Raw genomic sequence first — 18,293 nt, forward strand, 5'->3', positions numbered from 1 at the left:
CTTCACGGGGTTCCGGGGCCGCGACGGGCAAGGCGCTTTGCGTTCGCGCTGGTGCGGCGGCTGATGGGCTTCAGGGCAACGTCGGCGATGGCAGCGGGTGATTTGCCCTGCATGACGGCACGAGTGGCCGAAAAGGCTGACTGCTGCACGGCGTCCATCTTCTCGCTGACCATGCGGGCATTCTCGGACGGCGAGACGCGCCACATCCCGGCCATGCCCAGCAGGCGCATGGCGATCACCATCTGCGCCTCTGCCAGCATGGTCGCGGTGCGGATCGACAGGGTCATCATCTGCAAGGGGGTCGGGAACATCGGGTTTCCTTTCGGCGCTGTGTCAGGACAGCCTACAGCGGTCCCATGACAGCTGCGTTGAACCCATAGACATGGCGACGGCCAAGGATCGGAACAAGGCGCACCTCGCGCGATTGACCGGGTTCAAACCGCACCGCCGTGCCTGCCGGAATGTCCAGCCGCTGCCCCCGCGCGGCCTCGCGGTCGAAACTCAGGCCCGGGTTGGTCTCGGCAAAGTGGTAATGGCTGCCCACCTGCACCGGGCGGTCTCCGGTATTGGCCACCATCAGCACGGTGACGGGCGCTCCCGCGTTCAGCTCGATCTCGCCCTCGGCGGCGAAGATTTCCCCCGGGATCATCGCCTAGCCCGCCACGGCCAGAGCAAGGCCCGCCACAGCCACTCCGGCGCCAAGCGCGCGCGGCAGCATGGGGATGCGCCCGATGGCCAGCCCGCACAGGTGCAGGCCCAGCGAGGACAGCACGAACCCTGCCGCAAAGGGCGCGAAGTCCCCCGTCGCCTCGGCCCCATGCGCCAGCCCATGCGCCAGCCCGAAGACCGCCGTTCCCGCCACCGCAGCCCCCAGCGGCAGCCGCAGGGCAATGGCCGACGCCACCCCGAACACGACCAGCGAGGCCAGAATCGCCGGCTCCACCAGCGGCATCTGCACACCCATCACCCCGGCACTCCCGCCCACCGCCAGGGCGGCGACAAAGGCCAGCGGCAGCGCCCACAGCGCCCGCCCGCCAAGGCTCGCCGCCCATAGACCCACGGCGAACATCGCCAGCAGATGGTCGCTCCCGGTCAGGGGATGCAGGATGCCTGAAGCAAACCCGCCCGCGTGATCCCCGGTATGGGCCAGGGCAGGCAGGGGCAGCAGGATCAGGGCGGCAAGCAGGATACGCGACATGGGATGCCTCTCTCAGCGGATCGGATGGTGGACGGTCACCAGCTTGGTGCCATCGGGAAAGGTCGCTTCGACCTGAACGGAGTGGATCATCTCGGGCACGCCTTCCATGCATTGATCGCGGGTGATGACATGGGCGCCCGCCTGCATCAGGTCCGAGACACTGCGCCCGTCACGCGCGCCCTCGACGACGAAATCGGTAATCAGTGCAACGGCTTCGGGGTGGTTCAGCTTGACGCCCCGCGCAAGGCGGCCACGGGCGACCATCGCGGCCAGCGAGACCAGCAGCTTGTCCTTCTCGCGCGGGGTCAGGTTCATGGGTTCACTCCCTGCATCTGCCAGACGCGCGGCAAGGGGCGGCCCGTCAGCCGCGCCAGCACCGCGCCGAGGTAAATCTTCAGCGGCCAGGGCTCCGCCCCCACGGCGCGCATCAGGCAGCGCCCGTTCCAGCCCGAGACCCCTGCCGTCACCCCTTCGGGCACCGGAACCGACCGGACCGCATCCACCGCCGCCTCGCGCCCCTGCCCACACAGCGCCAGCGTCGCAAAAGCCGATCCGCCGCGCATCACCGCCGCCCCATCGGCCAGCGCCAGCGCGCCCTCGTCCAGCCGCAACTGCTCCACCCACAGTGGCCGCCCGCGCAAGCTGACCCGCCGACGGTCGGTCAGCCGCGAGGCCCGCGGACGTTCCCCCATCGCCCGACGACCCAGCACCACCATCTCGCACATCAGGCAGGACGCACCGTCGCCAAGCTCGATCTCCGTCCGCCGCTCCAACTCTGCCCCTTCGAACAGGATCGTCTCCTGCGGCGCCCAGACCAGCTCCGCCCCCGCCCCCGCCGTCATCGCCACGGTCAGCGAGGCCGGACCTTCCAGCGCGAGGTAAGCCCGCTCCGCCGTTTGCGTCGTCGCCTGCACCCGCGCGCCGCCGCCCAGGGCCAGCGAGAACCCGATCCGGTCGCCCGAGGTCAGCCCGCCCGAAGTGTTCAGGAACACCACCTCCGGCCAGTCCGGCGCCGAGCGGGGCAGCATCGCCCGGGCCGAGCCCTCCTGCCGAAGGTCCTGCAGACAGGTCACCGCCCCCCGCAGCCCAAGCCCGACCGAGGCCTGACCAAAGGCCCGCTGGCGGATCGTGCGAAGGGCAAGGCTGTCTCGCGGCATGATGCCCCAGTTCTAGGGACAGCACAGGCGCACCCGCAAACCGGAACGCGCGGTCAGCAAAAGGGGCCGAGCCCACACATCGGACTCGACCCCATTTTTGCATATTTTTCAGGCGATCCGCCCGGAAATCGGGCGGCTTGTTCAGGCCTTGGCGAACCGCAGATAGGGCAGCTTGATGTCCAGCTCGCCGAACCGCTCCTTGGCCTGCTCGTTGTTCAGCGCCAGAGCCACGATCACATCCTGCCCCGGCACCCAGTTGGCGGGCGTCGCCAGCGGCACGCCGTCGGTCTTCTGCACCGCATCCAGCGCCCGCAGGATTTCCGCGAAGTTGCGCCCGATCGACATGGGGTAGGTCATCGACAGGCGGATCTTCTTGTCCGGCCCCACGATATAGACCGTCCGCACCGTGGCCGAATTCGCGGGCGTCCGCCCCTCGGTCGGCAGATAGTAATCGGCGGGCAGCATGTCATAGGCCTTGGCCACCGTCAGGCTGGTGTCGTCGATGATCGGGAAATCGGCGGGGGCACCGCCGAAGGCCTCGATGTCGCGCTTCCACTTCTCGTGGTCCTGCACGCTGTCCACCGAGACGCCGATCACCTTGGTGTTGCGCTTCTTCCACTCTGCCGCCAATTGCGCAACGGCGGCGAATTCCGTGGTGCAGACCGGGGTGAAGTCGCGCGGGTGGCTGAAGATGATGCCATAGCTGTCGCCCAGCCACTCGTGGAACCGGATCGTCCCGGCGGTGGACTCGGCGGTGAAGTCGGGGGCGATGTCGTTGATGCGGACAGCCATCTGGAAACCCTTTCGGTTGAACTTCTGTCTGGCGCCGAACATAGGCACATCGGAACAGGGTTTCATCCCCCCGCGTGACGTCTGCGACATTTAGGAAACCCGTTCTGCAAGATGCCCGCTTTCCCGTGCCGACTTCCCGGACGACGCAGCTAGTCGAAGGTGCCCGTCACCCGCCCGAACAGCATGAAGGCCCGCGCCGTGCGGGTATCGGCCAGTTCGGCCAGCTCGGCATCCGTCGCATTCGGCTCGAAAGCGGCCACGGTCTTGTCGAAGGCGCGCAGGAAATGGTGCGCCGCATCGCGAAAGACCGGGTCCGACTTCATCCGAGCGGCTGTCAAGGCCAGCGCCGACCGGTCGCGGATGCCCCCCAGCGCGGCGATGGACCTGCCCCGCTCGCCTGCGGCAAAGCGCCGCCAAAGCTCGGGATGGCACATGTCCGGTTTCAGGTCATCCATGTAGATGCCGTCCTGGCTGAGAAGCGTCAGAACATCCTGCGCCGCCCGGATCAGCTTGGCCGAGGTCCGGTCCTCCAGCGCCAGCCGCAGCGCGCGAAAGCCCTCCTTGTCCTCGGGCGTTTCCGGGAATTGCAGCGCCCGGATGAAATGCGCCACCGACAGCGGTGGTCGGAAATCCTCGGCCGGGGTGCCCAGCGCCAGCGTCGGCTGCTCGACCGCGGGCTCGGGCCGGGGCTGCACCAGCGCCGCCTTGCGGTCGGCCGAGGGCACCACATGCGCCGCGTCCCGGCGCGAGGTGAAGCTGGCCGACGCCGCTTCCGCCTGCCTGGTCGGGGCGGCGATCTCGTCGATCTTCCGCTCCGCCGACGGCCTCAGGCCCGGGGTCTGCGCCTGCACCTGGCTGGACCGCATGGCTTCGATCGTGGCCTGCAACCGCTTGGCCTCGGCCCGCAGCTCGCGCACCGACCGCAGCGTGATGACCACCGCCCAGATCAAGGCGATGGGCAGGACGACCATCAAGAGGGTCATGAGAACGCCCAGCGCCCGCGTCTCGCTTCCCGGCGGGGTGATCAGCACATAGACCAGGATCAAGACGACCCAGACGACGCTCAGCGCGATGCCGCCGATCTCCAGCCCGCGGTTCGGGCGATCGTTCAGCTGCGCCAGGGGGCCAGAGCCAAGTCCGTTGTCACCTCTGCGCGGTTCGATCACCGGTTTCACCTCGGTGCCTTCCCCGGATCAGATATAGCGGATCGACAGGATTTCGTAGGACCGGGTTCCGCCCGGGGTCTTGACCTCGACCGTATCCCCTTCTTCCTTGCCGATCAGCGCCCGCGCCAGCGGCGAGCGCATGTTCAGAAGCCCGTTCTCGATATCGGCCTCGACCTCGCCGACGATCTGGTAGGTCTTTTCCTCGTCCGTCTCTTCATCCACCAGCGTGACGGTCGCGCCGAACTTGATCGGCCCCGACATCTTTGACGGGTCGATCACGTCGGCAAGCGACAGGATACCTTCCAGCTCCTTGATCCGGCCCTCGATGAAACCCTGCTTTTCGCGGGCGGCGTGGTATTCGGCATTTTCCGACAGGTCGCCATGTTCGCGCGCTTCGGCGATGTCCCGGATGATGGCCGGACGATCCACCGTCTTCAGCTGCTTGAGTTCCGCATCCAGCGCGTCGAAACCGCGCCGGGTCATCGAGATCTTTTCCATCGACATTCCACAGTAAAAGAAGAAGTCACGGATCGAGGCACGATCCATGACTTCGGTCCAGGCTGGCTTCACCTCACCCGATGAAGCCCTGAATTGCAAGGGGGGATGCCGCGGACAGGCAGCGTCCGGTCGGGGCCGGGACAGAAAGTTTCGCGTGGCGATGTGCCTCTGGCGTGATGTTGCGTCACGGTTGACCTTGGGTCGCCGCTACGGCAACAGGGAAGCCGCGAAATGCCAGCGTTTCAGGGCAGGGTGGGACAGCCCCGGGGAAGGACAAGCGATGACCGCAATTCAGCGCGAGAAGATGGACTATGACGTGGTGATCGTCGGCGCGGGGCCTGCGGGCCTGTCGGCGGCGATCCGGCTGAAGCAGCTGGACCCGGAGCGGTCGGTCGTCGTGCTGGAAAAGGGCTCGGAGGTCGGCGCGCATATCCTGTCGGGCGCGGTGCTGGACCCCTCGGGCCTGGATGCCCTGCTGCCCGACTGGCGCAACATGGACGCGCCGATCAAGGTGCCGGTCAGGGAGGACAACTTCTATCTCCTCGGCCCCGCTGGTCAGGTGCGCATCCCGAACTGGCCGATGCCGCCGCTGATGTCGAACCACGGCAATTACATCGTCTCGATGGCGAACGTCTGCCGCTGGATGGCCGGCGTGGCCGAGGGTCTGGGCGTGGAAATCTTCCCCGGCATGGCCTGTTCGGAACTGGTGTTCGAGGATGACAAGGTCGTCGGCGTCGTCGCCGGCGAATTCGGCCGCGACCCCGAAACCCGCGAACCGGGCCCCTCCTACGAACCCGGAATGGAACTGCGCGGCAAGTATGTCTTCCTCTCCGAAGGCGTCCGCGGCAGCCTCGCCAAGCAGGTGATCGAGAAATACCAGCTGTCGAAAGGCCATTGCCCGCAGAAATTCGGCCTCGGCATGAAGGAAATCTGGGAGATCGACCCTGCCAAGCACCGCGAGGGCACCGTCACCCACACGATGGGCTGGCCCCTGGGCAAGAACGCGGGCGGCGGGTCCTTCATCTATCACCTGGACAACAATCAGGTCTATGTCGGCTTTGTCGTCCACCTGAACTACGAGAACCCCCATCTCTACCCCTACATGGAGTTCCAGCGCTTCAAGCACCACCCGATGGTGGCGGACCTCCTCAAGGGCGGCAAACGCATCGCCTACGGTGCCCGCGCGATCTCCGAGGGCGGCTGGCAGTCGATCCCGAAGATGGTCGCCCCCGGCGTGGCGCTGCTGGGCTGCTCGGCGGGGCTCGTGAACGTCCCCCGCATCAAGGGCAACCACAACGCCATGCTGTCGGGCAAAGCCGCCGCCGAGGCCGCGCACGCCGCCATCACCGCGGGCCGCGCGCAGGACGAACTGACCGCCTACGAGACCGAGGTCCGCACCGGCGCCATCGGGAAAGACCTGAAAAAGGTCCGCAACGTCAAACCCTTGTGGTCGCGCTATGGCCTGACCGCCAGCCTGTTGGGCGGCGGCCTCGACATGTGGCTCAACACCTTCGGCCTCACTGCCTTCGGAACGCTGCGCCACGGCAAGACCGACGCCGCCGCCACCGGCCTTGCCAAGGACCACAAGCCCATCGACTACCCCAAACCCGACGGAAAGCTCTCGTTCGACCGGCTCACGAACGTCGCCTTCTCCTTCACCAACCATGACGAGAACCAGCCCGCCCACCTTGTCCTGAAGGACCCGAGCATTCCGATCCAGGTCAACCTGCCGAAATACGCCGAACCCGCCCAGCGCTACTGCCCGGCGGGCGTCTACGAAGTGCTCGGCGAAGGCAGCGACGCCACCTTCCGCATCAACTTCCAGAACTGCGTCCACTGCAAGACCTGCGACATCAAGGACCCCTCGCAGAACATCACCTGGACCACGCCGATGGGCGGCGGCGGGCCGAACTACCCCAACATGTGACGCCGCCCGGGGCGCGTCTCACGAAAGCTTGTCCAGATCCCCGGGGCCCGGCCGCAAGGTCGGGCCTCGCCACATTGCACGACGAGGCCAGCCGGGCTACCTTCGCCCCGACCGTGAAGGAGAGGCCCATGCGTTCCCTGTTTTCCCGCACTCTGACCGCCCTCGTGTTTGCGGCGGTCCTGGGCAGCCCCTTGCAGGCAGAGGACGCGGCGGACAGCGGCGCCTATCTTGCCGCCCGCATCGCCGAGGCGGAAAACGACTTCCGCGCCGCAGCCAGCTGGTATGGCCGGGCAATGCTCGCCGATCCCGGCAATCCCGCGCTTCTGGACGGCGCGCTGCTGGCCGAAATCGGCGCAGGCAACCTTCTCTCGGCCATCGAAGTTGCCACAAAGCGCAAGGAGATCGGCTCCAGACTTGGCCTCGACCCCAGCCAGCTTGCCGAACTCGCCCTTCTCGCCGACGAAGCCAACCGCGAGGATTACGCCGCCATCCAGGCCGCTGCGACAGCCGGACGCGACCTGGGCGATCTGGCAAACCAGCTGGTCCTCGCCTGGGCCAAGGTCGGCGACGGCAAGATGTCCGAGGCGATCGAGGCCTTCGACGCCCTGACGCAGAAAAAGGGTTACGAGGCGTTCGGCTACTACCACAAGGCGCTCGCCCTGGCCTCGGTCGGCGATTTCGAAGGCGCCGACGAAATCCTGTCCGGCAAGGCCGCAGGTCCCATCACCGTGATGCGGCGCGGGGTCTTTGCCCATGCCCAGATCCTCAGCCAGCTGGAACGCAACGCCGACGCGCTGGCGCTTCTCGACCGCAGCTTCGGCCCCGGCCCCGACCCGATCGTCGATGCCGTCCGCCGCCGGTTGCAGGCGGGCGAGCCGCTGCCCTTCGACACCGTCCGCACCGCAAAGGACGGGATTGCCGAGGTCTTCTACACGATCTCGACCGCGCTCAACGGCGAGGCGGACCCGGTCTACACGCTTGTCCATCTTCGCGTGGCCGGCTATCTGCGCCCGGACCATGCCGATGCGCTTCTGCTCACGGCCGATGTGCTGGAAAACCTCGGCCAGCACGATCTGGCCACGCAGACCTACACCAGCTTCAAGCCCGACGACCCCGCCTTCGTCGCCGCCGAGATCGGTCGCGCCGGGGCGCTGCGCGCGCAAGGCAAGGTTGATGCCGCCATCGAGGCCTTGCAGACACTTGCCCGCAGCCACGGCGATCTGGTCCAGGTGCAGTTCGCCCTGGCCGATGCCCTGCGCAGCGCGGAACGTTTCGACGAGGCCAAGGTCGCCTATTCCGCCGCCATCGACCTGACCAGCGCAGCGGGACGGGAAGACTGGGTGCTCTACTTCTATCGCGGCATCTGCCACGAACAGTCCAAGGACTGGGCCCCGGCCGAGGCCGATTTCCGCAAGGCGCTGGAACTGAACCCGAACCAGCCGCAGGTGCTCAACTACCTCGGCTATGGTCTGGTGGACCGGGGCGAAAAGCTGGACGAAGCCCTTGGCATGATCGAAAAGGCCGTCGCTGGCGACCCCGAACAGGGCTACATCATCGACAGCCTCGCCTGGGCCTATTTCAAGCTCGGCCGCTACAAGGAGGCGCTGGAGCCGATGGAGCGCGCCTCGCTGCTCGAGCCCGTCGATCCCATCGTCACCGACCATCTGGGCGACGTCTACTGGATGAACGACCGCAAGCTCGAGGCCCGCTTCCAGTGGCGCCGCGCCCTGTCGTTCGGACCGACCGACAAGGACAAGACCCGCATCCTGCGCAAGCTGGAGGTCGGGCTCGATGCCGTCATGGCCGAAGAGGGCTCCGCAGGGGCTTCGGTCAAGGCTGCCGAGAATGGCAACTGAGCCGGTCCGCGAGCTTGCACCGGCAAAGCTGAACCTCTGCCTTCATGTCACCGGACGCCGGGCCGATGGCTATCATCTGCTCGACAGTCTGGTGGTCTTCGCCGACATCGCCGACGAAGTGCAGGTTGCGCCCGGCACCGGGTTGACGCTGCGCCTGACCGGGCCGGAATCCGGCGGTTTGCAGGCCGAGCCGGACAATCTGGTGCTCCGCGCCGCGCGCCTGATGGGTGTTGCGGATGCACAGCTTCTTCTGGACAAGCGTCTGCCTGTCGCTTCGGGCATCGGCGGTGGTTCGGCAGATGCGGCTGCGGCCCTGCGCGCGCTGGCGCGGTTCGGCGGCCAGCCGCTCCCCGCTTCGGACAGGGTGCTGCGGCTAGGGGCCGATGTGCCGGTCTGCCTGTCAGGCCGCCCGGCGCGGATGTCCGGGATCGGCGAGGAACTGGCGCCCCTGCCGCCCCTGCCGCCGCTCTGGGTGGTTCTGGCGAACCCGCGGGTTCCGGTTCCGACCCCGCAGGTCTTCGCCGCGCTGACCGCCCGCGACAGTCCGGCGCTGCCAGACCTGCCCGGCGAAGCGCTGGCAACCGCGCGCGGCTTCGCCGACTGGCTGGCCGGGCAGACCCGCAACGATCTTGTCGCTCCCGCCTTGCGCGTCGCCCCGATCCTTGAAGCGGTGCAAGATGCCCTCGCCGCGACGCCGGAGTGCCTTCTGGCCCGGATGTCCGGCTCGGGCGGCACGCATTTCGGCCTGTTCCCCACCGCCGCCAGCGCCCGATCCGCCGCCAGCGCGCTGTCGTTGCGGCATCCCGACTGGTGGGTCGCCTGCGGGGCCATCCTGCCCTGACGACGCGGGATCTGTCTGAACGAAAGGTGGGCAAACTGCCCACCCTACGGGCCGGACGCTCTTGCCAGACCACGAGCCTGAAGCGTTAAGAAATTCTGAACGCCCGCAGCCAACTTGTTGAAATCATGTAGATCTTCTTTCTGTCCGCGCGTGGGCAGGCTCAGGCCGCCTCTGCCTGGGGTCGCCGGATCGCCCCCGCCGCCTCGCGCACCAGAGGCCGCAGCCCCGCCCCGCCGGCATCCAGGATCTCGAACAGCTGCCGCCGCATCCGGGGGTCCCAGAAATCGTTGATATGGGCGGCCAGCAGCGCGACCCCCTCATCATGGGGCTTCGATTCCATGAACTTGGCGATGTCGTTCGCCATCCGGGTGATCTTTTCAACCGACATGGGCTGCCTCCGTAATCCGATCCGTATGCGAGAAGACCTCGAACGTCTCTCCCTTCGCCAGGGCGATCAGCGTGATCCCCGCCTGTTCCGCCAGCTCCACAGCCGCGACCGTGGGTGCCGAGACCGCGATGACCACAGGTGCCCCCAGCATGGCGACCTTCTGCACCATGTCCGTGGACACGCGGCTGGTCAGCACCACCGCACCCTGCGGGGCGATCCCCTCCCGCAGCATCCCGCCCACCAGCTTGTCCAGCGCGTTGTGCCGCCCGACATCCTCGCGCGCCAGCACAACCCGACCGTTCCAGAACGCCGCCCCATGCACTGCGCGCGTCGCGTCATGCAGCCGCTGCTCCCCCGGCAGGGCCGCCACAGCCGCCAGCACCTGCGCGGGCGTCATCCGGAACGGCGACGGCGGCACCACCGGCACCTCGCGCAGCGCCTGGTCGATGCTGTCGATCCCGCACAGCCCGCAGCCCACCGGACCAGCCATGACCCGCCGCCGCGCCGCCAGCCGCGCCTCGGCCTGCGGAGCCAGCCAAAGCTGCACGTCAATGCCCCGCGCCAGCGCCTGAACCTCGACCGTCAGGATTTCCTGCGGCGCCGCGATGCCTTCGGTCAGGGCAAACCCCCGGCCGAAGTCCTCCAGGTCCGCGGGCGTCGCCATCATCACCGCCTGCGTCGTCCCGTTGAACGACAGCGCCACGGCCACTTCCTCGGGCAAGATCCGTTCGCCCGGCGTCACCGAGGCGCCGAACATCAGCCGAGGTGTCGCCCGCGCGCCCTTCATTCCGCAGCCAGGATCCGGCGCGACCGGGCGGCCTGGGCCTCGTATTCCTTCTGCCACTCCGTCGGCCCGTTCGACGGGCTGACCTGCACCGCCGTCACCTTGTATTCCGGGCAGTTCGTCGCCCAGTCGCTGAAGTCCGTCGTGACGACGTTCGCCTGCGTGCCGGGGAAGTGGAAGGTCGTGTAGACCACGCCCGGAGGCACCTTGTCGGTGAGCGTCGCCCGCAGCGTCGTCTCGCCCGAACGGCTGGCCAGCCGCACATAGTCGCCCTCGCGGATGCCCCGGTTCTCGGCGTCGTGCGGGTGGATCTCCAGCACATCCTCGTCATGCCAGACCACATTCGCCGTCCGCCGCGTCTGGGCGCCGACGTTGTACTGGCTCAGAATCCGCCCCGTGGTCAGCAAAAGCGGGAAGCGCGGCCCGGTCTTTTCGTCCGTCGCCACATATTCGGTGCGGATGAACTTGCCCTTGCCGCGCACGAACCCGTCGATATGCATCAGCGGCGTACCCTCGGGCGCCTTTTCGTTGCAGGGCCACTGGACGCTGCCGAGCGTCTCCAGCTTCTCGTAGGTCACGCCCGCGAAGGACGGCGTGGTCATGGCGATTTCTTCCATGATCTGGCTGGGATGCGTGTAACCCCAGTTCGCCCCCATCGCGTTGGCAAACATCTGGGTGACTTCCCAGTCGGCATAGCCCTGCTTCGGCGCCATCACCTTGCGGACCATGTTGATCCGCCGCTCGGCATTGGTGAACGTCCCGTCCTTTTCGAGGAAGGTGGAGCCGGGGAAGAATACATGCGCGTAATTCGCCGTCTCGTTCAGGAACAGGTCGTGGACGATCACGCATTCCATCGCCGCCAGCCCCGCCGCGACATGTTTCGTGTCGGGGTCGGATTGCAGGATGTCCTCGCCTTGGCAGTACAGGCCCTTGAACGACCCTTCCACGGCAGCGTCCAGCATGTTCGGGATGCGCAGGCCCGGCTCGGGGTCCAGCGTCACGCCCCAGGCCTTCTCATAGATCGCGCGGACTTCCGGGTTCTTCACATGGCGGTAGCCCGGCAGTTCATGCGGGAAGGACCCCATGTCGCAGGACCCCTGCACGTTGTTCTGCCCCCGCAGCGGGTTCACCCCCACACCGCGCCGCCCGATATTGCCGGTCAGCATGGCGAGGTTGGCGATGCCGATGACGGTGGTGGAGCCCTGACTGTGCTCTGTCACCCCAAGCCCGTAGTAGATCGCCGCATTGCCTCCGGTCGCATACAGCCGCGCGGCCGCGCGCAGCTCTGCCGCCGGGACGCCCGTGACAAGCTCCACCGCCTCGGGGCTGTGGCGCGGGTCGCTGATGAACTCGGCATAATCCTGGAACTCGTCCCAGTCGCAACGGCTGCGGATGAACGCTTCGTTGTAAAGCCCTTCGGTCACGATCACATGCGCCATGGCAGAGACCACGGCCACGTTCGTCCCCGGCGTCAGCGCCAGATGATGCGCCGCCTTGTAATGCGGGCCTTCCACCGTTTCCGTCCGCCGCGGATCGACGACGATCAGCTTCGCGCCCTTGCGCAGCCGCTTCTTCATCCGGCTGGCGAACACCGGGTGCCCCGCATGGGGGTTCGCGCCGATGACCATGATGACATCGGCTTCTTCAATCGAATCAAAGTCCTGCGTCCCGGCGCTGGTCCCGAAGGTCTGCCCCAGCCCATAGCCTGTGGGCGAATGGCACACCCGCGCGCAGGTGTCGGTGTTGTTGTTGCGGAACACCGCCCGGGCCAGTTTCTGCACCAGATAGGCTTCCTCATTGGTGCAGCGGCTGGAGGTGATGACCCCCACCGAATTCCGCCCGTATTTCGCCTGGATGCCCTTCATCTTGGCGGCGGCGAATTCCATCGCCTCGGCCCAGGAAACCTCGCGCCAGGGCTCCTCGATGGTCTCGCGGATCATCGGCTTCAGGATGCGGTCCTTGTGGGTGGCATAGCCATAGGCGAAGCGGCCCTTCACGCAGGAATGTCCCCGGTTGGCCTTGCCGTGCTTGTAGGGCGTCATGCGCACCAACTCGTCGCCGCGCATCTCGGCCTTGAACGAACAGCCCACCCCGCAATAGGCGCAGGTGGTGATTATCGACCGGTCGGGCGTCCCGATCTCGATCACCGACTTCTCCTGCAAGGTCGCCGTCGGGCAGGCCTGCACGCAGGCGCCACAGGACACGCAGTCGCTGGCCAGGGCATTGTCCGACTTCGCCCCGAAGGACACGCGGCTGTCGAAGCCCCGTCCCTCGATGGTCAGCGCGAAGGTGCCCTGCACCTCCTCACACGCCCGCACGCAGCGCGAGCACACGATGCATTTCTGCGGGTCATAGCTGAAATAGGGGTTGGAATCGTCCCGCGGTATATACAGCGGGTTCGCCTCGCCACTGGTATTGCGCGGCTTGAAGTGCGTATCTACAGCCTCATACCGCACATCGCGCAGGCCCACGGCCCCGGCCATGTCCTGCAACTCGCAGTCGCCGTTGGCGCTGCACGTCAGGCAGTCCAGCGGGTGGTCCGAGATATACAGCTCCATCACCCCGCGCCGGAGCTGTTTCAGCTTGCCGGTCTGGGTGTGGACCTTCAGCCCCGGCGCAACCGGCGTGGTGCAGGAGGCCGGCGTCCCGGCCCGACCCTCGATCTCCACCAGGCACAGCCGGCAGGAGCCGAAGGCGTCAAGGCTGTCCGTCGCACACAGCTTCGGGACGGAAATCCCGATCTCGGCCGCCGCGCGCATGATCGAGGTCCCTTCCGGCACCGTCACGTCGAACCCGTCGATCGTCAGCGTGACCATCTGCTTCGATTTCACGGCAGGGGTGCCGAAATCGCGGTCGGGGATGATGAAGTCTTTCATTCTGCGGCCTCCCGCTGCCGGGCGAAGTCATCGGGGAAATGGGTGATCGCGCTCAGCACCGGATAGGGCGTGAAGCCCCCAAGCGCGCAGAGCGAGCCGAATTTCATCGTGTTGCACAGATCGGTCAGGATCGGCATCGCCGAGGCATCGCCCCGGGCCAGCCGGTCAATGGTCTCCACCCCGCGGGTCGAGCCGATCCGGCAGGGCGTGCACTTGCCGCAGGACTCGATCGCGCAGAACTCCATGGCAAAGCGCGCCATCTGCAACATGTCAACCGTGTCGTCGGCGACGGTCAGGCCGGCATGGCCGATGAGGCCGTCCTTCGCGCCGAACTCCTCATACCCGAAGGGCGTGTCGAAGAGCGACGGCGGGAACCAGGCGCCCAGCGGCCCGCCCACCTGCACCGCCTTGACCGGCCGGCCACTGGCGGTGCCGCCCCCGATCCCGTTGACGATCTCGCCCAGGGTCAGCCCGAAGGCCACCTCATACAACCCGCCGTATTTCACGTTCCCGGCGATCTGCAACGGGATCGTCCCGCGCGACCGGCCCAGCCCGAAGTCCTTGTAGAAGGCCGCGCCCTTCGCCAGGATCACCGGCACCGAGGCCAGCGAGATCACGTTGTTCACCATGGTCGGCCGCCCCAGGAACCCCTGTAGCGCCGGCAGCGGCGGCTTGGCGCGGACCACGCCTCGCTTGCCCTCGAGGCTGTTCAGGAGGCTGGTCTCCTCGCCGCAGACATAGGCCCCTGCACCGACGCGGATTTCCATGTCGAAGGCCGCGCCCAGCACCCCGGCCTCGCGCGCGATCCGAACGGCGGCCTCCATCACCCGGATCGCCACCGGATATTCGCTGCGTATATACACATAGCCCTTGGTCGCCCCGCAGGCGAGGCCCGCAATCGCCATGCCCTCGATCAGGCAGAAGGGATCGCCCTCCATCAGCATCCGGTCGGCGAAGGTGGCGCTGTCGCCCTCATCCGCGTTGCAGACGATGTATTTCCGCTCGCCAGGCGCTTCCGAAACGGTCTTCCACTTGATCCCGGTCGGGAAGCCCGCACCACCCCGGCCCCGCAGCCCGGACTCCGTCACCTCGGCCACGATCTCGGGCCTGGTCATCCCCTTCGCGCGGTCCAGCCCCACCAGCCCGCCATGCGCGCGGTAGTCGTCCAGCGACAAGGGGTCGATCACGCCCACCCGGGCAAAGGTCAGCCGCGTCTGCCCCTTCATCCAGGGCAACTCCTCGACCAGCCCGACCGCCTTGGGATGCGCGGCCAGATCCCCGAACAACCCCGGCACATCGGCCAGCGTCATCGGCCCGAAGCCCAGCCGACCCCCGGCGGAAACCACCTCGACCAGCGGCTCCAGCCAGACCATCCCGCGCGAGCCATTCCGCACGACCTCGATGGAAACCCCGCGCGCCGCGCCCTGGGCCACAATCGCCTCGGCGATCCGGTCAGCCCCCAGCGCCACCGCCGCCGAATCCAGAGGAACGAAAACCTTCATTTCGCCACCTCCGCCAGCACGCCCTCATCCACCCGGCCCACCAGCCGCCCGTCCACCATCGCCGCCGGTCCGCAGGCGCAGAGGCCCAGGCAGAATACCGGCTCCAGCGTGACGCGGCCGTCCGGCGTCGTCTCGTGCCAACCGATCCCAAGCGCCTTCTTGATCCGGTCGGCCACCGCATCCGCGCCCATGGTCTGGCAGGCCTCGGCCCGGCACAGCTTCAGCACATGCCGGCCCGCCGGGGCCGAGCGGAAATCGTGGTAGAAACTGACCACCCCATGTACTTCCGCCTTCGACAGCATCAGCGCCTTGGCGATCTGCGGCACCGCAGCCTCGGGGATGTATCCAAACGCTTCCTGCACCGCATGGAGGATCGGCAGCAGCGGGCCCTCCAGCCCCTGATGGGCCTCAAGGATCTCGGCGATCCGGTCGGAATGGTCGTGGGAATCGAGCATGCGGGCAGACCTCTGGCTGGCATCCCAAGGTATACGCCCGGCTTGATACGATTTTCAATGTCGATATACCGTCAAACGATAGATTGAACCTATCGAAACAGCCGCACTGCCTCGTCCACCAGCGCCTGCAAGACCGGGGTCTGCGGGTCCCGCCGCGCCGCGATCAGGCCCACGGTATGCTCGGCCTCCGGCTCGACGATGGGGATCGACACCAGCCGCCCATCGGCCACGAACATGTCGGCCAGCTTCTTCGGCACCACGCTCGCCCAGCGCCCGGTCAGCACATGGGCGACCAGCGCCATGGTGGAGTTCGACTCGATCATCGGCTGGGCATCCACCCCCGCCTCGCCCAGATGCTGGTTCACGATCCGCCGGTTCTGCATGTCGGATGTCAGCAGGCACAACGGCACGCTGGCCAGATCAGCCCAGCTGACCTGCCGCCGATGCGCGATCTCCGACCCCGGCGCGATGAGCAGCCGGTAGAATTCGGTATAAAGCGGCACCTGAGACACCCGGCCCAATGGCTCATTGTCCAGATAGGTGATCCCCGCCTCCAGATCCAGCGCCTCGATCCCGGTCAGGATTTCCACGCTGGTCCGCGACAGGATCGACACCCGGACGTTGGGGTGCTTCTGCGTGAAGGGCCCTGTCAGATCGGCCACCATCGGCAGCGCCGTCGGGATCACCCCGATCCGAAGGTTGCCCGACAGGCCCGACCGCACCACCCGCATCTCGTCCTTCAGGGCCCGCACGTCGCCGACAATGCCCAGCGCCCGGTCCAGCACGCGCTGGCCTTCCGGTGTCAGGCCCTGGAACCGGCTGCCCCGGAACACCAGCTGCACACCCAGCTGATCCTCCAGCTGCCGGATCGCGCTGGACAGCGAGGGCTGCGTGACCCCGCAGACCTCGGCGGCGCGACCGAAGTGCCGTTCCTTTGCCAGAGCGATGAACATTTCCAGCTTGTCGATCATTCCCGAACCCTGCCGCGCCGCGCCCTTGCCCGCAAGCCCTGCACGGCTTACCTCTGGCCCATGCGCCGCTTCATCCCCTTCCTGCCGAAACCCGCCATCGTCCCTGTGATCCGCCTGTCCGGCACCATCGGCACCGGCACCCGGTCCCTGAACGACGAGGCGCTGGCGCCCCTGATCGACAAGGCCTTCAGGCTGAAACCCGCCGCCGTGGCGCTTCAGATCAACTCTCCCGGCGGATCGGCGGTGCAGTCCAGCCTGATCGCCGCCCGCATCCGCAGGCTGGCGGACGAGAAGAAGATCCCCGTCCACGCCTTTGTCGAGGATGTCGCAGCCTCGGGCGGCTACTGGCTGGCCTGCGCGGCGGATGACATCTGGGTGGATCACAGCAGCATCGTCGGGTCGATCGGCGTGATCTTCGCGTCCTTCGGCTTTCCCGAGCTGATGGCGCGGCAAGGGGTCGAACGGCGGGTTGTCACCGCTGGCCGCTCGAAAAGTTTCGCCGACCCCTTCCTGCCGCAGAAGCCCGAGGATGTGGAACGGCTCAGGGCTCTGCAAACCCCGATCCATCAGGCCTTCATCGACCATGTGAAACGCTCGCGCGGGGCGCGGCTGGATCAGACGGCGGATCTCTTCAACGCCGACATCTGGGTGGGCCAGCAGTCGGTGGACCTTGGCCTTGCCGATGGCATCGCCCACATGATCCCCAAGCTGAAGGAGCTGTATGGCGACAAGGTGAAGCCGGTCCCCTTCGGCCGCAAGCGCAGCCTGTTCCAGCGGCTGGGCCTGTCGCTCATCGACGAAACCCTCGGCGCGGTCGAGGATCGGGCGCTCTGGGCGCGCTACGGCCTCTAGATGCTGTTCAAGATCATCCTCGTCTTCCTGCTGGCCATGGTCCTGATCGCCCTGATCGGCCGTGCCCTGTTCCCCGGCGCCCTGCCCCGCGTGATGCAGAAACGACGTGATCCCCCTCGCTGCGGCAAATGCGGGCGCTACCTCATCGGCACGACGACGTGCGACTGCGGAGGGAAGGCGAAATGACGGCACTGGTGACGGGGGCGGGCAAGCGGTTGGGCCGGGCGATGGCGCTGTATCTGGCGCAGCGCGGGCATGATGTCGCCGTCCACTACGCCTCCTCCGCAGACGAGGCCGAAACCGTGGCTGCCGAGATCCGCGCCATGGGCCGCCGCGCGCAGACCTTCCGCGCCGACCTGCTGATCGAGGCCGAGATGCAGGCCCTGATCCCCGCCGCCACCGCCGCGCTCGGGCCGCTGACCGTTCTGGTCAACAACGCCTCGATCTTCGAATACGACCGCATCGACACCGCGACCCGCGAAAGCTGGGACCGGCACATCGAATCGAACCTGCGCGCGCCCTATGTCCTGACGCAAGGCTTCGCCCGCCAGTGCCCCCCGGCCACCACCGACGAGAACGGAGAGCCCCTCGCCCGGGGCCTGATCGTCAACATGATCGACCAGCGCATCCTGAAGCTGACGCCCGAGTTCAGCACCTACACCATCGCCAAGATGGGCCTCTGGGCGCTGACCCGCACCGCCGCCCAGGGCCTTGCGCCCCATATCCGCGTCAACGCCATCGGCCCCGGCCCCACGCTTCAAGGCGCGCGCCAGTCGGCCGAACACTTCGCCCGCCAGCGCGCCGCGACTGTCCTGGAACGCGGCGCGAACCTGCAGGACATCACCGCAGCCCTGGGGTTCTTCCTCGACAGCCCCGCCGTCACCGGGCAGTTCATCGCGGTCGACGGCGGCCAGCATCTCGGCTGGAAGACACCCGACGTTCTGGGCGTGGAATAGCCCATCCCTGCGTCAACTGCGGCAACTTGTCCACTTCTGATGCCCATGTCACAGGACAGTCATGATTCATTTGG

20 protein-coding genes are annotated in these 18,293 nt (G+C 67.2%); 6 read left to right on the forward strand and 14 right to left on the reverse strand.

Going from position 1 to position 18,293, the window contains the following annotated elements:
- Positions 1-2 precede the first annotated feature (2 nt).
- The 8 genes from D5084_RS14755 to greA all read right to left on the reverse strand — a co-directional run bounded on the left by D5084_RS14755 (position 3) and on the right by greA (position 4,811).
- The gene (locus D5084_RS14755) at positions 3-311 is read right to left on the reverse strand and encodes an antifreeze protein (RefSeq protein ID WP_128516268.1); all 309 of its coding nucleotides are present in this window, start codon (positions 309-311) and stop codon (positions 3-5) included.
- 32 nt (positions 312-343) lie between these two features.
- Positions 344-649, reverse strand: coding sequence for an urease subunit beta (locus tag D5084_RS14760; RefSeq protein ID WP_128516269.1), 306 nt, complete (start codon positions 647-649; stop codon positions 344-346).
- A 3-nt stretch (positions 650-652) separates the two neighbouring features.
- Positions 653-1,198, reverse strand: coding sequence for a HupE/UreJ family protein (locus D5084_RS14765; RefSeq protein ID WP_128516270.1), 546 nt, complete (start codon positions 1,196-1,198; stop codon positions 653-655).
- 12 nt (positions 1,199-1,210) lie between these two features.
- Positions 1,211-1,513 carry an urease subunit gamma gene (locus D5084_RS14770; protein ID WP_128516271.1) on the reverse strand — a complete coding sequence of 101 codons (303 nt, stop codon included), beginning with the start codon at positions 1,511-1,513 and terminating at the stop codon, positions 1,211-1,213.
- The gene (locus D5084_RS14775; RefSeq protein WP_128516272.1) at positions 1,510-2,355 is read right to left on the reverse strand and encodes an urease accessory protein UreD; all 846 of its coding nucleotides are present in this window, start codon (positions 2,353-2,355) and stop codon (positions 1,510-1,512) included. Before D5084_RS14775 ends, D5084_RS14770 begins: the two co-directional genes overlap by 4 nt.
- A gap of 141 nt (positions 2,356-2,496) precedes the next feature.
- Positions 2,497-3,147 (reverse strand): peroxiredoxin, encoded by a 651-nt coding sequence (locus tag D5084_RS14780; RefSeq protein ID WP_128516273.1) that lies wholly within the window; start codon positions 3,145-3,147, stop codon positions 2,497-2,499.
- Between the two features lie 149 nt (positions 3,148-3,296).
- Entirely contained in the window at positions 3,297-4,310 is a 1,014-nt protein-coding gene (locus tag D5084_RS14785) for a hypothetical protein (RefSeq protein ID WP_435532680.1), read from the reverse strand.
- A gap of 30 nt (positions 4,311-4,340) precedes the next feature.
- A complete protein-coding gene (gene greA, locus D5084_RS14790; protein WP_128516370.1) occupies positions 4,341-4,811 on the reverse strand; it encodes a transcription elongation factor GreA in 471 nt (156 codons plus the stop codon).
- 280 nt (positions 4,812-5,091) lie between these two features.
- Here greA and D5084_RS14795 point away from each other — a divergent pair, with 280 nt between their 5' ends.
- The 3 genes from D5084_RS14795 to D5084_RS14805 all read left to right on the forward strand — a co-directional run bounded on the left by D5084_RS14795 (position 5,092) and on the right by D5084_RS14805 (position 9,435).
- Positions 5,092-6,738, forward strand: a complete 1,647-nt coding sequence (locus tag D5084_RS14795) for an electron transfer flavoprotein-ubiquinone oxidoreductase (protein ID WP_128516275.1) — start codon at positions 5,092-5,094, stop codon at positions 6,736-6,738.
- 128 nt (positions 6,739-6,866) lie between these two features.
- Complete coding sequence (locus tag D5084_RS14800) at positions 6,867-8,594, forward strand: tetratricopeptide repeat protein (protein WP_128516276.1); 1,728 nt, start codon at positions 6,867-6,869, stop codon at positions 8,592-8,594.
- Complete coding sequence (locus tag D5084_RS14805; RefSeq protein WP_128516277.1) at positions 8,584-9,435, forward strand: 4-(cytidine 5'-diphospho)-2-C-methyl-D-erythritol kinase; 852 nt, start codon at positions 8,584-8,586, stop codon at positions 9,433-9,435. The genes D5084_RS14800 and D5084_RS14805 overlap by 11 nt, the downstream gene beginning before the upstream one ends.
- A 160-nt stretch (positions 9,436-9,595) precedes the next feature.
- Here the strand turns inward: D5084_RS14805 and D5084_RS14810 are convergent, their stop codons facing one another.
- From D5084_RS14810 to D5084_RS14835, 6 genes are all read right to left on the reverse strand, one after another.
- Entirely contained in the window at positions 9,596-9,823 is a 228-nt protein-coding gene (locus D5084_RS14810) for a formate dehydrogenase subunit delta (protein ID WP_128516278.1), read from the reverse strand.
- Positions 9,813-10,610: a formate dehydrogenase accessory sulfurtransferase FdhD gene (fdhD, locus tag D5084_RS14815; RefSeq protein ID WP_128516279.1), complete on the reverse strand. Its 798-nt coding sequence runs from the start codon at positions 10,608-10,610 to the stop codon at positions 9,813-9,815. The genes D5084_RS14810 and fdhD overlap by 11 nt, the downstream gene beginning before the upstream one ends.
- The gene (gene fdhF, locus D5084_RS14820; RefSeq protein WP_128516280.1) at positions 10,607-13,483 is read right to left on the reverse strand and encodes a formate dehydrogenase subunit alpha; all 2,877 of its coding nucleotides are present in this window, start codon (positions 13,481-13,483) and stop codon (positions 10,607-10,609) included. Before fdhF ends, fdhD begins: the two co-directional genes overlap by 4 nt.
- Complete coding sequence (locus tag D5084_RS14825; RefSeq protein WP_128516281.1) at positions 13,480-14,985, reverse strand: formate dehydrogenase beta subunit; 1,506 nt, start codon at positions 14,983-14,985, stop codon at positions 13,480-13,482. Before D5084_RS14825 ends, fdhF begins: the two co-directional genes overlap by 4 nt.
- Positions 14,982-15,440, reverse strand: a complete 459-nt coding sequence (locus tag D5084_RS14830; RefSeq protein ID WP_128516282.1) for a formate dehydrogenase subunit gamma — start codon at positions 15,438-15,440, stop codon at positions 14,982-14,984. Before D5084_RS14830 ends, D5084_RS14825 begins: the two co-directional genes overlap by 4 nt.
- Positions 15,441-15,529: 89 nt before the next feature.
- Entirely contained in the window at positions 15,530-16,411 is an 882-nt protein-coding gene (locus D5084_RS14835) for a LysR family transcriptional regulator (RefSeq protein ID WP_128516283.1), read from the reverse strand.
- Positions 16,412-16,471: 60 nt separating this feature from the next.
- Between D5084_RS14835 and D5084_RS14840 the strand changes: the two genes are divergently transcribed.
- Genes D5084_RS14840 through D5084_RS14850 form a run of 3 tightly spaced genes read left to right on the forward strand, consistent with a single transcriptional unit; the run spans position 16,472 to position 18,219 of the window.
- Positions 16,472-17,263 (forward strand): S49 family peptidase, encoded by a 792-nt coding sequence (locus D5084_RS14840; protein ID WP_128516284.1) that lies wholly within the window; start codon positions 16,472-16,474, stop codon positions 17,261-17,263.
- Positions 17,264-17,449, forward strand: a complete 186-nt coding sequence (locus D5084_RS14845) for a hypothetical protein (RefSeq protein WP_128516285.1) — start codon at positions 17,264-17,266, stop codon at positions 17,447-17,449.
- The gene (locus D5084_RS14850) at positions 17,446-18,219 is read left to right on the forward strand and encodes an SDR family oxidoreductase (RefSeq protein WP_128516286.1); all 774 of its coding nucleotides are present in this window, start codon (positions 17,446-17,448) and stop codon (positions 18,217-18,219) included. The genes D5084_RS14845 and D5084_RS14850 overlap by 4 nt, the downstream gene beginning before the upstream one ends.
- The last annotated feature ends 74 nt before the right edge of the window (positions 18,220-18,293 follow it).

Source organism: Tabrizicola thermarum, assembly GCF_003574395.1.
Lineage (GTDB): Bacteria > Pseudomonadota > Alphaproteobacteria > Rhodobacterales > Rhodobacteraceae > Tabrizicola > Tabrizicola thermarum.

What these genes read in the sequence shown, in the direction of transcription:
- D5084_RS14755 (WP_128516268.1), bottom strand. Translation starts at nt 311, where the DNA reads ATGTTCCCGACCCCCTTGCAGATGATGACCCTGTCGATCCGCACCGCG.
- D5084_RS14760 (WP_128516269.1), bottom strand. Translation starts at nt 649, where the DNA reads ATGATCCCGGGGGAAATCTTCGCCGCCGAGGGCGAGATCGAGCTGAAC.
- D5084_RS14765 (WP_128516270.1), bottom strand. Translation starts at nt 1,198, where the DNA reads ATGTCGCGTATCCTGCTTGCCGCCCTGATCCTGCTGCCCCTGCCTGCC.
- D5084_RS14770 (WP_128516271.1), bottom strand. Translation starts at nt 1,513, where the DNA reads ATGAACCTGACCCCGCGCGAGAAGGACAAGCTGCTGGTCTCGCTGGCC.
- D5084_RS14775 (WP_128516272.1), bottom strand. Translation starts at nt 2,355, where the DNA reads ATGCCGCGAGACAGCCTTGCCCTTCGCACGATCCGCCAGCGGGCCTTT.
- D5084_RS14780 (WP_128516273.1), bottom strand. Translation starts at nt 3,147, where the DNA reads ATGGCTGTCCGCATCAACGACATCGCCCCCGACTTCACCGCCGAGTCC.
- greA (WP_128516370.1), bottom strand. Translation starts at nt 4,811, where the DNA reads ATGGAAAAGATCTCGATGACCCGGCGCGGTTTCGACGCGCTGGATGCG.
- D5084_RS14795 (WP_128516275.1), top strand. Translation starts at nt 5,092, where the DNA reads ATGACCGCAATTCAGCGCGAGAAGATGGACTATGACGTGGTGATCGTC.
- D5084_RS14800 (WP_128516276.1), top strand. Translation starts at nt 6,867, where the DNA reads ATGCGTTCCCTGTTTTCCCGCACTCTGACCGCCCTCGTGTTTGCGGCG.
- D5084_RS14805 (WP_128516277.1), top strand. Translation starts at nt 8,584, where the DNA reads ATGGCAACTGAGCCGGTCCGCGAGCTTGCACCGGCAAAGCTGAACCTC.
- D5084_RS14810 (WP_128516278.1), bottom strand. Translation starts at nt 9,823, where the DNA reads ATGTCGGTTGAAAAGATCACCCGGATGGCGAACGACATCGCCAAGTTC.
- fdhD (WP_128516279.1), bottom strand. Translation starts at nt 10,610, where the DNA reads ATGAAGGGCGCGCGGGCGACACCTCGGCTGATGTTCGGCGCCTCGGTG.
- fdhF (WP_128516280.1), bottom strand. Translation starts at nt 13,483, where the DNA reads ATGAAAGACTTCATCATCCCCGACCGCGATTTCGGCACCCCTGCCGTG.
- D5084_RS14825 (WP_128516281.1), bottom strand. Translation starts at nt 14,985, where the DNA reads ATGAAGGTTTTCGTTCCTCTGGATTCGGCGGCGGTGGCGCTGGGGGCT.
- D5084_RS14830 (WP_128516282.1), bottom strand. Translation starts at nt 15,440, where the DNA reads ATGCTCGATTCCCACGACCATTCCGACCGGATCGCCGAGATCCTTGAG.
- D5084_RS14835 (WP_128516283.1), bottom strand. Translation starts at nt 16,411, where the DNA reads ATGATCGACAAGCTGGAAATGTTCATCGCTCTGGCAAAGGAACGGCAC.
- D5084_RS14840 (WP_128516284.1), top strand. Translation starts at nt 16,472, where the DNA reads ATGCGCCGCTTCATCCCCTTCCTGCCGAAACCCGCCATCGTCCCTGTG.
- D5084_RS14845 (WP_128516285.1), top strand. Translation starts at nt 17,264, where the DNA reads ATGCTGTTCAAGATCATCCTCGTCTTCCTGCTGGCCATGGTCCTGATC.
- D5084_RS14850 (WP_128516286.1), top strand. Translation starts at nt 17,446, where the DNA reads ATGACGGCACTGGTGACGGGGGCGGGCAAGCGGTTGGGCCGGGCGATG.